Origin of the sequence: Chryseobacterium bernardetii (genome assembly GCF_003815975.1) — a bacterium.
Taxonomy (GTDB): domain Bacteria; phylum Bacteroidota; class Bacteroidia; order Flavobacteriales; family Weeksellaceae; genus Chryseobacterium; species Chryseobacterium bernardetii.
Genome location: NZ_CP033932.1, coordinates 1,666,294 through 1,680,127, shown reverse-complemented (window position 1 = coordinate 1,680,127; position 13,834 = coordinate 1,666,294). Strand labels below are relative to the sequence as shown.

The 13,834-nt window shown below is 35.6% G+C and carries 12 protein-coding genes; 4 read left to right on the top strand and 8 right to left on the bottom strand.

Features of this window, described 5'->3' with window-relative positions; all coding sequences use genetic code 11:
* Window positions 1–9: 9 nt before the first annotated feature.
* From EG339_RS07700 to EG339_RS07670, 7 genes are all read right to left on the bottom strand, one after another.
* The gene (locus tag EG339_RS07700) at window positions 10–510 is read right to left on the bottom strand and encodes a low affinity iron permease family protein (protein ID WP_123869698.1); all 501 of its coding nucleotides are present in this window, start codon (window positions 508–510) and stop codon (window positions 10–12) included.
* A 360-nt stretch (window positions 511–870) separates the two neighbouring features.
* A complete protein-coding gene (locus tag EG339_RS07695; protein WP_123869697.1) occupies window positions 871–2,880 on the bottom strand; it encodes a TonB-dependent receptor domain-containing protein in 2,010 nt (669 codons plus the stop codon).
* A gap of 318 nt (window positions 2,881–3,198) precedes the next feature.
* Window positions 3,199–3,504: a 30S ribosomal protein S10 gene (rpsJ, locus tag EG339_RS07690; RefSeq protein ID WP_002661363.1), complete on the bottom strand. Its 306-nt coding sequence runs from the start codon at window positions 3,502–3,504 to the stop codon at window positions 3,199–3,201.
* Window positions 3,505–3,520: 16 nt separating this feature from the next.
* Window positions 3,521–5,638 carry an elongation factor G gene (gene fusA / locus EG339_RS07685; RefSeq protein WP_123869696.1) on the bottom strand — a complete coding sequence of 706 codons (2,118 nt, stop codon included), beginning with the start codon at window positions 5,636–5,638 and terminating at the stop codon, window positions 3,521–3,523.
* A gap of 6 nt (window positions 5,639–5,644) precedes the next feature.
* Complete coding sequence (rpsG, locus tag EG339_RS07680; protein ID WP_027371737.1) at window positions 5,645–6,121, bottom strand: 30S ribosomal protein S7; 477 nt, start codon at window positions 6,119–6,121, stop codon at window positions 5,645–5,647.
* 23 nt (window positions 6,122–6,144) lie between these two features.
* On the bottom strand, window positions 6,145–6,558 hold the full coding sequence (rpsL, locus tag EG339_RS07675) for a 30S ribosomal protein S12 (protein WP_002983146.1): 414 nt from the start codon (window positions 6,556–6,558) through the stop codon (window positions 6,145–6,147).
* 480 nt (window positions 6,559–7,038) lie between these two features.
* On the bottom strand, window positions 7,039–8,481 hold the full coding sequence (locus EG339_RS07670) for a hypothetical protein (RefSeq protein ID WP_123869695.1): 1,443 nt from the start codon (window positions 8,479–8,481) through the stop codon (window positions 7,039–7,041).
* Window positions 8,482–8,835: 354 nt separating this feature from the next.
* Here EG339_RS07670 and EG339_RS07665 point away from each other — a divergent pair, with 354 nt between their 5' ends.
* The 3 genes from EG339_RS07665 (at window position 8,836) to EG339_RS07655 (ending at window position 11,177) form a co-directional block, all read left to right on the top strand.
* Complete coding sequence (locus EG339_RS07665) at window positions 8,836–9,312, top strand: Dps family protein (protein WP_066695912.1); 477 nt, start codon at window positions 8,836–8,838, stop codon at window positions 9,310–9,312.
* A gap of 93 nt (window positions 9,313–9,405) precedes the next feature.
* Window positions 9,406–10,584, top strand: coding sequence for a nicotinate phosphoribosyltransferase (gene pncB / locus EG339_RS07660; RefSeq protein ID WP_123869694.1), 1,179 nt, complete (start codon window positions 9,406–9,408; stop codon window positions 10,582–10,584).
* A gap of 122 nt (window positions 10,585–10,706) precedes the next feature.
* Entirely contained in the window at window positions 10,707–11,177 is a 471-nt protein-coding gene (locus EG339_RS07655; RefSeq protein ID WP_123869693.1) for a YciI family protein, read from the top strand.
* A 315-nt stretch (window positions 11,178–11,492) separates the two neighbouring features.
* On the opposite strand, the gene EG339_RS07650 is transcribed toward EG339_RS07655, so the two are convergent.
* Window positions 11,493–12,893: an MAC/perforin domain-containing protein gene (locus tag EG339_RS07650; protein WP_123869692.1), complete on the bottom strand. Its 1,401-nt coding sequence runs from the start codon at window positions 12,891–12,893 to the stop codon at window positions 11,493–11,495.
* Between the two features lie 146 nt (window positions 12,894–13,039).
* Here EG339_RS07650 and EG339_RS07645 point away from each other — a divergent pair, with 146 nt between their 5' ends.
* The gene (locus tag EG339_RS07645; RefSeq protein ID WP_123869691.1) at window positions 13,040–13,795 is read left to right on the top strand and encodes a DUF5995 family protein; all 756 of its coding nucleotides are present in this window, start codon (window positions 13,040–13,042) and stop codon (window positions 13,793–13,795) included.
* Window positions 13,796–13,834: the final 39 nt, after the last annotated feature.

Genomic DNA, 13,834 nt, shown 5'->3' with positions numbered 1-13,834 from the left:
AATGAAAAATCATTCTTTTTTTTTTTGTTGCTCTTTCTTTTGAAGCCACTCTTCATGTTTCTTTTTAAAAAATTCATGTTTATAATCCTGATTCCTCTGTGCAGCATCTATGGAATGGGAAGTATGGATGTCCGAATCTTTCTTGGCAAACTGAGCTAAATTTTCGTAATAATGATGAAGCTGATCCAGCTCCACTTCTGTAAGATCTTCAATATCCACAATCCTGTTACTGGCTTTTTCATGAGCAGCAATTATTTCATTTAACTTAATCTGTATAGCTTTCGAATCTTTATTCTGCGCTTTTTGAATGAGGAAAACCATGAGGAAAGTGATGATCGTAGTTCCGGTATTGATAACCAACTGCCACGTTTCTGAATAATCAAAAAAAGGCCCTGTAACCGCCCAGGCTAAAACTACAAATGTTGCTCCGATAAAAGCATACTGACTTCCTGTAAATTTTACGGCCCAGTTTGAAAATTTTTCAAAGAGATTATTATTCTTGTGATCCATAGGTCATATTATTTTATATTAAATGTATAAAATTAACCTGAACAAGTGAAAGGAATATTGAAATAAAGATAGAAGGGTACATAACAAAAAAAAACATTAAGACGGCTGACCCCATCTTAATGTTTACAAAATTAATTTGATATGAATAAATTAAAAAGTTAATACAAATTTGAGAAAGGAATCTATCGTAATTCCTCCTTTCTAAACCGGTATTAATATCGTTATTTCTTACTCTGAACCGGAGTGGCTTCTTGAGATCAGATTTTCTCTGCACATATAAAAATCTCTTCCAATATTCTTTAGCAAGAACATTCTTATTGTATTTCATTAACCAACTTTTTTGAATCTTTTCGGTTGGTTCTAGAAGAAATAATTGGCTCCAAACTGATACCTTATTCCATCAATTCTGAAACCAAAGTTGTTCGCCGGATCTGTTGTATCATTACGGATATCTTTATCCAGCAGGTTGTACACCCCAAATGTAAAACGAACTTGTTTGTTTAGCCTATATACCGTTCCTAAATCTAATAAGAAGTAAGACGGAATTGGATATTCCTGCGCTTTTCCCCTGTTAACCCCCGGCTGACTTTCACTTCTGTAGTTTCCTCTTGACCAGAATTCAAAACTGTCATTGGCTTTCCATGATAGGTTTACATTGGCCATATGTTTAGGAATTCTTGCATACGGTTTATTATACAATGCCGGAATTTCATCAGATTTAATCTTCGTATCTGTATAGGTATAGTTGGCTTTCAATACGATATCCTTTGATACATTTACTCCAAGATTGGCCTCAAGCCCCATGCTGTTTGCTTTACCAAGATTTTCTCTTGTTGAGATGAAGTCATAAATATGATTGTATAGGGCTTCAAACTGTTTACATTCTTCACTGTTGTTACATTTTCTAACTTCAACAAGTTTGTTTTTAAAGTCTGTATTAAATCCTGTTACGCTTAGGTTAATCACTTTCTTATTATCTTCAAACATCACTGTTAACTCCTGGTTAAAGCTTTTTTCCGGTTTAAGGTCTTTGTTTCCAATGATTACCCCGTCCTGGGTTCCGCCACCGGTTACCTGTCCCCATCCCGGGTTTACAGCTCTCAGCCCTGGTGCTTTATATCCCCACGAAGCCCCTCCTTTAAAAGTAAAGTTATGGGTAGCACTCCATACTAAATATCCTCTTGGTGTAAAGTTGGATCCATAGTTCTCATCATTATCCAAACGGGCTCCCGTAACCAGATGTAGTTTATCAACTATCTTCCAGTTTCCTTCTGCAAAAGCTGACCAGTTCCAACGGGTAAGTTTTGTTACTACTTCCCCATTTTCCGACTTCATCTTGTTTCCCAGATCATTCAGTTTTTCATACCTGTATTCTGCTCCAAAACTGATTACATGATCTTTAATATTGAAATTGTTAAGGCTATACGCTGAAAGAGTTTCGTATCTCATATCCCTGTTGGGGTTGTTGGTATTATCATACTGGATATAAGAATTGGTATGAAAATTTGAATAATCTCCTTTATGGCTTAGTGCCAATACATTCCTCTCGTAGTTATTGCGTGAACTCTTTGCTTTTGGTCCTAACGAATAACCCGGATTCTGGTTTCTTTCCTGACGGTTATAATCGTAACTTAACTTAAAGGTATTTTTTGTATTGGGAGTAAGACTGAACTCTGTACCAAAAGCTTTGATCACCCTTTCGGTAAATCCACCTACAAATTTATCTTCATTTCTGTCTGAATAACTTCCAGTAACTTTCATCTGAAGCAGGTTTTTCACTAAAGAACCTGCAGCATAACCGTCAATCTGGTAGGTATTCCCTGATTCTTTATGTACCTGCTGTATTAAACTTGTTCCAACGGATCCTCTCCAACCTTCACTCAGTTTCTTAGTGATGATATTGATTACTCCGCCCATTGCATCAGAGCCGTATAAGGAAGACATTGGTCCTTTTACCACTTCGATTCTTTCAATCGTTTCCAGTGGCGGCATCCAACCCTGCTCAATACCAGGACCGTCAGAGTTAGGCCTTGTTTCTCTTGTATTGATTCTTTTACCATCTATTAAAACTAATGTCTGGCCAGATTCAGCTCCTCTTATTGAGAAATCACTTGTACTTCCTCCTCCAGTAACGAAAACTCCCGGAACATCTTGTAAGGCATCCGTAATATCCCTGTAAGCTCTTTTTTTAAGGTCTGCCTGAGAAATCACTGAAATAGTTGCCGGAGTGTCTTTGATCTTCTGAGCATACCCTGAACCCGTTATTACTACTTCATTAATCTGGTTACTTTTTAACGTGTCCTTTGTTTTCTGACCGCTTGCCAAAGCTGATCCTAAAACAAGTAAGGAAAAAGATACTGTTCTAAACATCAATAATTTTTTTGCAAAATTATTATTTTTAATAATTCTAAATAAATAAACCAAGGTGAGATATGTCAGGTTGGGAATGTCCTGTAATGTGGGATCGATAATAGCAAAATAGTTATGATAAAAATATACTAATACTGTTTTCCGGCTATTGAATATAAACTCCCGGTACTGCATAATGTTTATCGATAATAAAAAGCAGATTTGTATGGGAAAAAACTTTCATTTAACAGCCCTTTCCAACCAAGTTAAATGAGAAAAAATAAAAAATCCGTCCCTAAAAAGGAACGGATTGTATAATCATTGCAAAGTATGCAGTTATCACACTTTAATTTCAACGTCTACACCTGAAGGAAGTTCTAATTTCATTAGAGCATCAACAGTCTTAGAAGAAGAAGAGTAGATATCCATTAGTCTCTTGTGAGCTGATAATTGGAACTGCTCTCTTGCTTTCTTATTTACGTGCGGAGATCTCAACACTGTGAAGATTCTCTTATTCGTTGGCAATGGAATTGGACCGTTTACAACAGCACCAGTAGCCTTTACCGTTTTTACGATTTTCTCAGCAGACTTGTCTACCAAGTTGTAATCGTAAGATTTTAGTTTTATTCTGATTCTTTGTGACATTTCTTTAGTTTAAAAATTAACCTTTTGCTTTAGCTATGATTTCTTCAGCAACGTTTTGTGGAGTTGGTGCGTATTTCTCTAATTCCATAGAAGAAGTAGCTCTTCCTGATGAAAGTGTTCTTAGAGTAGTTACGTATCCAAACATTTCAGAAAGTGGAACAGAACCTTTGATTACAACAGCTCCGTTTTTCTCTTCCTGGCCACTGATAGTACCTCTTCTCTTGTTAAGGTCACCAATGATGTTACCCATATATTCTTCCGGAGTTACAACTTCCAGTTTCATAATAGGCTCCATAATTACCGGTTTAGCAGCTTTACCAGCTTCTTTAAATCCTAGCTTAGCAGCCATTTCGAAAGAAAGAGCGTCAGAATCCACTGCGTGGAAAGATCCATCTTTAAGAGTAACTTTAATACCTTCAACTTCGAAACCAGCCAATGGACCGTTCTTCATTGCAGCTTTAAATCCTTTTTCAATAGCAGGAACGAATTCTCTAGGAACGTTACCACCTTTGATCTCATTGATGAATTCTAAACCAACTTTACCTTCGTCTGCAGGTCCTAGTTCAAATACAATGTCAGCAAATTTACCTTTACCACCAGATTGTTTTTTGTAAACTTCTCTGTGTTGAGCAACTTTTGTTAAGTTTTCTTTGTACTCTACCTGAGGTTGTCCTTGGTTTACTTCAACCTTGAATTCTCTCTTCATACGGTCTACAATGATATCTAAGTGAAGCTCACCCATACCAGAGATGATCGTTTGTCCAGAAGCCTCGTCAGTTCTTACAGTAAACGTTGGATCTTCTTCAGCCAATTTAGCCAGAGCGTTACCCATTTTATCCTGGTCAGCTTTAGTTTTAGGCTCAACAGCGATACCGATTACCGGATCAGGGAAAACCATCGATTCAAGAACGATTGGGTTTTTCTCATCACACATCGTATCACCAGTTTTGATAGACTTGAATCCTACTGCTGCACCAATATCACCAGCTTCAATATATTCTACCGGGTTTTGCTTGTTAGCGTGCATCTGATAGATTCTTGAGATTCTTTCTTTATCTCCTGAACGAGAGTTCAAGATGTAAGAACCTGCATCCAGTCTTCCAGAGTAAGCTCTGAAGAATGCCAGTCTTCCCACGAACGGGTCAGTAGCAATCTTAAATGCCAGAGCTGCGAAAGGCTCATCTACAGATGGCTTTCTTGTAATTTCAGCGTCTGTTCTTGGATCAGTACCTTTGATATCATCTTTATCCAATGGAGAAGGCAAGTATTTACATACTGCATCCAGCATAAACTGTACTCCTTTATTTTTGAATGAAGAACCACAAGTCATTGGGATAATAGATAAATCGATAGTAGCAGCTCTCAATGCAGCATTGATTTCTTCTTCTGTAATTGAATCCGGATCTTCAAAGAATTTCTCCATCAAAGTTTCGTCATATTCAGAAACAGCTTCTACTAATTTCTCTCTATATTCAAGAACTTCATCTTTCATATCTTCAGGAATTGGCACTACTTCGAAAGTAGCTCCTTGTCCTGCTTCATCCCAGATGATCGCTCTGTTTTTAATTAAGTCAACAACACCTTTGAAATCTTCTTCAGCACCGATTGGTAAAACGATTGGAACTGCGTTAGATCCTAACATTTCTTTAACCTGGTTTACCACGTTAAGGAAGTCAGCACCTTGTCTGTCCATTTTGTTTACGAATCCCATTCTCGCTACTTTGTAGTTGTCAGCAAGTCTCCAGTTTGTTTCAGACTGAGGCTCTACTCCATCTACTGCAGAGAATAAGAATACCAATCCATCTAACACTCTTAAAGATCTGTTTACTTCTACTGTGAAGTCAACGTGTCCCGGTGTATCGATGATGTTGAAGTGGTAAGGCTTAGTTTCTGGTAAAGCTTTTCCTTGGTCAGTTGGAAAGTTCCAAGAACAAGTAGTTGCAGCTGAAGTAATAGTAATACCTCTTTCTGCTTCCTGCTCCATCCAGTCCATTGTAGAAGCACCATCGTGAACCTCTCCAATTTTGTGGTTTACACCTGTATAGAATAAAATCCTTTCTGTAGTGGTAGTTTTACCCGCATCAATGTGAGCAGCAATACCAATATTTCTTGTAAATTTAAGATCTCTACCCATTTCAGATTAGAATTTAAAGTGTGAAAACGCTTTGTTAGCTTCCGCCATTTTGTGAGTATCAGTTTTCTTTTTGAAAGCTGCACCTTCTTCTCTTGAAGCAGCTACAACTTCATTAGCTAATTTCAAAGCCATAGACTTATCATTTCTCTTTTTAGAGTAGCTAATTAACCATTTCATTGCCATAGAAATTTTTCTATCAGCTCTGATTGGCATAGGAATCTGGAAGTTAGCTCCACCTACTCTTCTAGAACGTACTTCTACGTGAGGCATAACGTTTGTTAATGCATCTTTCCAGATTTCAAGTGCAGTTTTTTCAGTTTCTCCTTTTTTAGTTTCTACGATATCTAATGCATCATAGAAAATTTTGAATGCGATAGACTTCTTACCGTCTAGCATTAAGTTGTTTACGAATCTCGTTACCAATTGATCATTAAACTTCGGATCTGGTAACAACGGTCTTTTTTTCGCTTTTGTCTTTCTCATTGCTTCTGTACCTTATTTAATGATTATTTTTTCTTTCCTTTTGCAGGTGCTGCAGCAGCTTGTCCTGGTTTAGGTCTCTTAGCTCCGTACTTAGATCTTCTCTGTGTTCTTCCATTTACACCAGCTGTGTCTAATGCACCTCTTACGATGTGGTAACGTACTCCCGGTAGGTCTTTCACCCTTCCGCCTCTAACCAATACTATCGAGTGCTCTTGAAGATTATGTCCTTCGCCCGGGATATAGGCGTTAACTTCTTTACCGTTAGAAAGTCTTACCCTTGCTACTTTTCTAAGTGCAGAGTTAGGTTTCTTAGGTGTAGTAGTATATACTCTCGTACATACTCCACGTCTTTGTGGACAAGAATCAAGGGCAGCCGATTTGCTCTTCTTGGCAAGCGTGGCTCTTCCTTTTCTTACTAATTGTTGAATAGTAGGCATTTAATTGCTTTTTATTTTAGGCTGCAAAAATAGTAATATTTTTTTAATTGACAAGCAGTTATGAAATTTTATTTTATAAGAATTTTTCTTCATTTATTTCAAAAACAAACTAAAACCTCCATTACTTTTATATTGTTGAATCATTTTTATGTATCAGGGCTGGTATCAAAAAAACAAGATTTTATTTAAAGACATCCTTTATTATTTTCCTCTCATATATTGTTCAGGAGCTCCTAAAGTTCTGCCATAGTATTTGCGATATCAATTTGTTCATAAATTCCTGTGCTGATATCATGAATAATGATCATACAGGAAAAAATTTCTTCACTTTTTTTACTTTTATATTAAATTTAGAACACAAAGCTAGAAAACGCAATCTCCTGAATCATTAACAAATCGTTATCTATTCCTTAAGAAATCAAAAATAAAATAAGCCACATAGCAAAATAAATAATTTTTGAATACAACTGTACTGGATATCTATTCTATTATGGTAACGGTAACATTTTTATTCCAGTTAAATTTTTTGATATTTTGTTTCAGTTCTTCCAGGTTCTTTATATTTATAGAATATATAGAGACTTCCAGCCTGGCTACAGTGATCTTATTTTCAATTTTTAAAGTAGCTGCCTTTTTCCAATAAGCAGGAACGTACCCCTGCAGCCAGCCTTCATATACAACAGCAATATCGTATTGATGATCCAGACAATATTTACTGATAAAGCTTCCAAATTTCTCATCAAACTTTTTTTTATTTTCATTAAAATAAATTGTTTCTACAGACCCAAGACCTGCAATATCCAGCAAATGGATATTGGTATAATAGCTGATGGCTCCAATATCATTGGCCACTACTTTGGAAGTATTATAAAACTGATGCAGAAACTTTGCAGACTGCACCTGTTGCTCATAAATATTCTTCCCTCCCTTACTCATAATAGGATGAGCAGCCCAGCATTTATATATCATAAGAAAAACATTAGCAGCAATCAGCAGGCTCACCAGCTTTTCTTTTTTAATATAATCCATCCAATTAACGAGCAGCCCTTTGCATCTTGGTATCAATACCATACAAAAACTTGTAAGAATGTAAGCTTCATAACGTAAGGAACCTTTTAAATCAGCAAACATGGCGTGGCAGATCATCACCAGTGAGAATACAATTAATAAAAAGTCATCCTTTAATACTTCTTTTAACGTTTTCGTTTTAAAGTCTCTGTAAATAAATACTGCACATAAAAAAAGCGGAAAAAAACCAATTTTATAAAAACTGATATTCAGTAAAAGATTATCGAGTAAAATTACCTTAAGCTGTGCCAATATATTAGCATCAAAACTTAGTTTTGTTCCTTTAACCACAACTGAATTAGGGAAGAAATAACCGTCCTGCTGATAGTTGTAAGCACAAAATGCTATAATAGGAATGAAACCCAATAATAAAACCAATAGGGTTTCTTTCCACTTTCTGACAAGGGCAAACATAAAAGCCAGAATAACAAAATAAAACATACTTTCAAAACGGATTAACCCCATCAGCAACAGAGTGATATAAAAACCGGATATTGCGAGTTTACTCTGGTTATACCGATAAAAACAGAGAATGTTAACAACAAACAAAAATACCTGGAAAACATGTTCCATCCCTGAAAGAATATTTAAAGGAAGTACAATAAAGAAGGCCGTAAAAAGGACTGCTAAAACCGTTTTTTTAATTTCTTGAAAAATCCCGGCATAATATACTGTGAGAATGTAAAGAATTCCGATGCCAAAAAAAATATTAAAATACAGCGGGAGTTGGTCATTGTTTCCAAAAATTTTAATCAATACACTCAACAGGTAAGTAAACAAGGGAGAAGAGGAAGTAGAGGAAAACTGATATTTTGTCATTCCCCATACTTCGTACAATGCAAAGTTTTTTGCCATTGCAAGATGAATATACGCATCATCCAGCGGGTAAATATAATATCCATCAGTTTTCAGTACAGAATTGATGTAATACAGCAGACAAACTGAGAAAAAAAAGGTAAAAGACAGCAAAAAACTGCGTAAAACTATATTTCGGACTATTCCCATTTTAAATAATTATAAATATATATAACTGATACCTCAGCCTGTAAATCAGCTTTCCTTTTCATAATTTACCGGTAAGTCTCCTTCATTTGCAATATTAATACTTCCAAACTATTTTAAAAAATTTTCTTATAGTTATCATCTATTGATATCCGGGGCTATTCGGCACGATATTTCGTAACTTTGAGATATATAAAAGATAAACTTATGAAAAACGCAAGTATTATAGGACTTAAAGAAGCCGACTGCAAAAAAATAGCAGAAAAATTAAATGTACTTTTAGCCAATTACTCTGTATTCTATCAGAACACAAGAGGTTCCCACTGGAACATTAAAGGAGATCAGTTTTTCACACTTCACCCGAAATTTGAAGAACTTTACAATAGCTTAGTTTTAAAAATTGATGAAATTGCAGAAAGAATCCTGACATTGGGAGCCACTCCTGCGCACAACTACTCTGATTATTTAAAAGTAGCCACCATTAAAGAAAGCAAGGAGGTAACTGACGGAACTAAAAGTGTTGAGCAAATCCTTAGCTCGTTCAAAGTAGTAATTGATCTTCAGAGAGAGCTTTTAGATATTACAGACCAGGCTGGTGACGAAGGTACCAATTCTCAGATGAGCGACTATATTACTGAGCAGGAGAAAGAAGTTTGGATGTACAATTCTTATTTGGGGAAATAAACGGCAGGACCATCAAAATAATTCAAAAAAATCGCCTTACATTTAGGCGATTTTATTTTTAATTTTTATATTTGCGTTAAAATTACACATATTATGAATGACGTAAGACTCAACTCTATCCTGGATAACGATTTCTATAAAATAACCATGCAAAATGCAGTGGTAAAACTATTCCCAAGTTCTATTGTTAAATATGAATTTATTAACAGAGGAAAACACCATTTTCCTGAAGGTTTTGATGTGGCCTTAAGGGAAGCTGTTAATAAAATGGCTGAACTGAAACTTACTAAGGATGAAAAGAAATTCATGGCAAGAACATGTCCTTATATTGATCTTCCTTATCTGGATTTCCTGGAGGGCTACCATTATGATCCTTCTGAAGTGAAAATCCGCCAGGAAGGCGGAGACCTTTCCGTAATTGTTGAAGGGCTGTGGTACAGAACCATTCTTTGGGAAGTTCCATTACTGGCATTAATCAGTGAATTGCACTATGACATGAACCATATGGAAAGAGATTCCAATGAAGTGGTAATGAGCAAAACTATTGAGAAGGCAGATTCGTTAGGCAGGCTTGGAGTAACATTTGCTGAGTTCGGAACCAGAAGAAGACATTCCTATAAGGTACAGAATCTGGTAATGGAAGCCTTAACGCAGAAAAAGGACTCAACTTTTATCGGAAGCTCCAATGTTCATTTTGCGATGAAGTACGGGGTAAAACCTATCGGAACTCATGCTCATGAATGGTTTATGTTCCATGCTGCTGAATATGGTTTCAAAATGGCTAATGAACTGGCTTTGGAGCATTGGGTGGATGTATACAGAGGTGATCTGGGGGTAGCTCTTTCCGACACGTATACTACGGATGTTTTCTTCCAGCAGTTCGATAAAAAATTCGCAAAATTATTTGACGGTGTACGTCATGACAGTGGTGATGCGTTGGAGTTTGCTGATAAAACCATTGCCCACTATCAAAAAAACGGCATTAACCCTATGTTTAAATATATCATTTTCTCTGATGCATTAAATCTTGAAAAAGTAGAGGAAATCACTAACTACTGCAGAGGAAAAATAGGGATCTCCTTTGGAATAGGAACCAACCTAACAAATGATGTGGGATTAAAACCAATGAACATTGTAATGAAACTTATCGGAGTACAGGCTCCTAATAAGGAATGGATCCCTACTGTAAAACTTTCTGATGAACATGGAAAATATACAGGAGATCCAAAAATGATAGAGCTGGCTAAGGAGTTTTTGAGAATAAAAGATTAACATATCCACACAATTAGATATAACCTCGGTGCTATCGAGGTTTTTTTGTGTCACATGGTATTTGAAATTCCAATTCTCTGAAATCTGTAAGGTTTTTATTATATTTATATAAATAAACCAAGATGAAATCAAGAATATTATTACCCTCAGTCTTCCTTATAGCAGCACTATCTTCTGCCCAGGAAAAGAAAGCAGAAAAACCTGAATATAATCAGGAACTGGCCGCTTCATTAGGAGCAGACCAATATGGTATGAAGCCTTATACTATTGTTATGCTGACAACCGGTACTGCAAAAATTGAAGATAAAACCCAAATGAGTTCTTTAATGAAAGGACATATGGAAAACATAGGCAAACTGGCTAAAGAAGGAAAAATTGTGGTGGCAGGCCCTTTCCTGGAAAAGAATAAGGAAAACTACCGTGGAATGTTTATTTTCAACACCAAATCTAAAGAAGAAGCTGAGCAGTGGGTAAAAACAGATCCTGCAGTTCAGGCAGGAGTTTTCAGCTATGAAGTTTTCCCCTGGTATGGATCAGCAGCTCTGCCTCTTTATCTTAAACACCATGATGAAATTGCAAAGGAGAAGCCTTAATATTTTATCCCTTAAAAAAATACATATATAAGGTTTTCTTACCTGTACACAGCAATACGGGTTGCTGCAGAAAGTATACCCTGGCTTGCAAACTCATATTCTAATGAAACTTCACAATTGGTGTACTCACCACCATTGATAGACTTTACTATTTTCTGTTTAAAGCTTTTGCGTTCGAAATCCTGAAAAAACCGGATGAAATTATTATCTGGTGTAAAGGAAAACTAAAAGCCCTACAGGATATTTAGTCAATTAAATATAAACAGGGACTGTCTTTTGTGACAATCCCTGTTTTAACATTATTTCTTTAAAAAATTATTGAATATTGCTTCCTATTACATAGCCGCTTGTACCATATATCTTTTTAACAGCGCTATTATTAAATCTATATTTATTATATACAGCAAGATTTGGAATATATCTTAAAACATTGCCTTCTCTCATATATATCTTATTAGTATAGATATCCTGTTTAAGATCATTATCCGGCGTTAAATCAGCTCCGCGTTCTACTGTTGACAAATGACTAGGGCTAATTGTTGCAATTTCACCAGAAGTTATATTAAACAATCCGTAAAGAGTCATAGGACTTTGAATATATCTCAGCTTGTTTTCAAACATAAAAAAGATCTGATTAGTAACCGGATTTCTAACAAAGTTACCGTTAACAAGGTTTGCACTATTTGTATATGTTAATCTTACCTGATTATCAATTAAATATTTGTCTATATAAGCTTTCATTTCAGCCTTTTTCACTGGATCTTTAATGAATTCATAAAGAGGAATCAAACCATTACTCCCAAATTCTACCAATACTGCATTAGCTGGTGTTGAACTATTCTGCCAATTGGTAATATTAATCTTAGGATTGGCTATCTCAAGATCTAAAGTTCCTACCAGTCCCTTTGAAGGATCACCGCCTCTGGTTTTAAAAGTTAATTTTCTGGAATAATTTTTATCTGATTCTGACGTATCTACGTTGTTCTGAACATCTACATCAAGAATTTTCTTTACCCCAACTTTAACTCCAACTCTAGCTGCTTTTTCACGGTTTTCATTGGTTGTTTCGGATTGAAACATAACGTCTAACTTAGCTCCTGTAAATATATCTATTGCAACGTGAGTTCCATAATCGTTTACAATCTGCTCAGGTTTATTAGACTGTAAATCATTAATAAACTCCGGAGTCAAATAATCAGACAGTAAAGTAGGAGTAGCATTAAATCTAAATCTCCTTTGTTTAATTAATAAATTATAACTGCCATAAATGTATTTAGCATCAAATTTATTGCTGGTATTATTAACAACTGAAGAGCTAAAAGAAACTGAAATGAGTTTTTTAAATAAAGAGAATCCAGCCGTAGCTCCCACTTTAGTAGACACCATTTTTGAATAAGCTTCTGCATGTTCTCCATATTCTTCAAGAAATTCCTGAGAAAATACATTATCAGTAATCAATCTTCCAGCCTGTTCGTTCTTGAATCTTTCAATATCAATGACCTGATATCCGGCAGAGTTTGAATTAGCATATTCACCTGTTGCGTTATAACCATAGCCCAAGACATCATAAGCACCATCTCCGGCAAACTTTGCCGAGCTTCTTCCTGATCCATTGTTTAAATCTCCACCTGAAGCAGAATTCTCGAATTCTTCCATTGAACAGGAAGTTGCAAACAGTAAAATAATACTGCTGAAAAGTAAACTGAGTTTTTTCATGATTTTAATTTTAAGTTTATAAAACTAATTCTTTGTAGCCAAAATCAAAATGACATAAATCATTTTTTGGGGAATTAATAGCTACCAAACAAAATATTTTCTTAACCGATTATTTATGAATATCTTTAAAATAAATAAAAGTTATCATGAAAACCATTGAAGAAGTCCTGAAAAAATTGGATAAAATTATCATATGGTGTAAGGAAAACAAAAGTCCTGCAGGCTATTTCGCCTGTACTTACCGGATTATGACTGCCCAGGTTTTAAAAGGAATTGAACAAAAGAAGTTTGAAGATAATCCCCGAATGACCATACTTGATATTGCCTTTGCACAGCGATACCTTGAAGCATGGGAAAATTACAGCAATGGTAAAAAATGCACCAACTCCTGGTATATTGCTTTTGAAGCCACAAAAAATAAAGACCTTCTTATATTACAGCATATTTTTCTGGGCATGAATGCCCATATTAATCTGGATCTGGGAATTTCCGCGGCTTCCATTGTGCCTTACAGGAAAATCAATCCTTTAAAAAAGGATTTTGACAATATTAATAATGTGATTGCTTCCATTAATCAGAAAGTACAGGACTCTCTGAATAAAATATGCTATCCGGTACAACTCATTGACCAGCTTTCCAATGGAAAAGACAATGCCATACTGGATTTTGCCATTTCAAAAGCGAGAGATACTTCATGGACAACTGCTGTTATTGCATCCAATACCCCAAATTTTCTAAGACAACAGGTTATTAATATTGTAGATTATGCTGCAGCAAAGGTTGCTACACAGATCTTAAACCCTAAAATCATTACTCCTTCCCTACTTAAAGAATTTAAGAAATGTGAAAGCATTGATATTGTAAAGAATATTGAAATCCTGGAATCAACAAAAACCATTTAACTTAAAACAAAAGCCGGGATCTTCCTCACGGATCCCGGC

Bases quoted from the DNA above. Each gene is read 5' to 3' on its own strand.
- EG339_RS07700 (WP_123869698.1), bottom strand. From the start codon at position 510: ATGGATCACAAGAATAATAATCTCTTTGAAAAATTTTCAAACTGGGCC.
- EG339_RS07695 (WP_123869697.1), bottom strand. From the start codon at position 2,880: ATGTTTAGAACAGTATCTTTTTCCTTACTTGTTTTAGGATCAGCTTTG.
- rpsJ (WP_002661363.1), bottom strand. From the start codon at position 3,504: ATGTCACAAAGAATCAGAATAAAACTAAAATCTTACGATTACAACTTG.
- fusA (WP_123869696.1), bottom strand. From the start codon at position 5,638: ATGGGTAGAGATCTTAAATTTACAAGAAATATTGGTATTGCTGCTCAC.
- rpsG (WP_027371737.1), bottom strand. From the start codon at position 6,121: ATGAGAAAGACAAAAGCGAAAAAAAGACCGTTGTTACCAGATCCGAAG.
- rpsL (WP_002983146.1), bottom strand. From the start codon at position 6,558: ATGCCTACTATTCAACAATTAGTAAGAAAAGGAAGAGCCACGCTTGCC.
- EG339_RS07670 (WP_123869695.1), bottom strand. From the start codon at position 8,481: ATGGCAAAAAACTTTGCATTGTACGAAGTATGGGGAATGACAAAATAT.
- EG339_RS07665 (WP_066695912.1), top strand. From the start codon at position 8,836: ATGAAAAACGCAAGTATTATAGGACTTAAAGAAGCCGACTGCAAAAAA.
- pncB (WP_123869694.1), top strand. From the start codon at position 9,406: ATGAATGACGTAAGACTCAACTCTATCCTGGATAACGATTTCTATAAA.
- EG339_RS07655 (WP_123869693.1), top strand. From the start codon at position 10,707: ATGAAATCAAGAATATTATTACCCTCAGTCTTCCTTATAGCAGCACTA.
- EG339_RS07650 (WP_123869692.1), bottom strand. From the start codon at position 12,893: ATGAAAAAACTCAGTTTACTTTTCAGCAGTATTATTTTACTGTTTGCA.
- EG339_RS07645 (WP_123869691.1), top strand. From the start codon at position 13,040: ATGAAAACCATTGAAGAAGTCCTGAAAAAATTGGATAAAATTATCATA.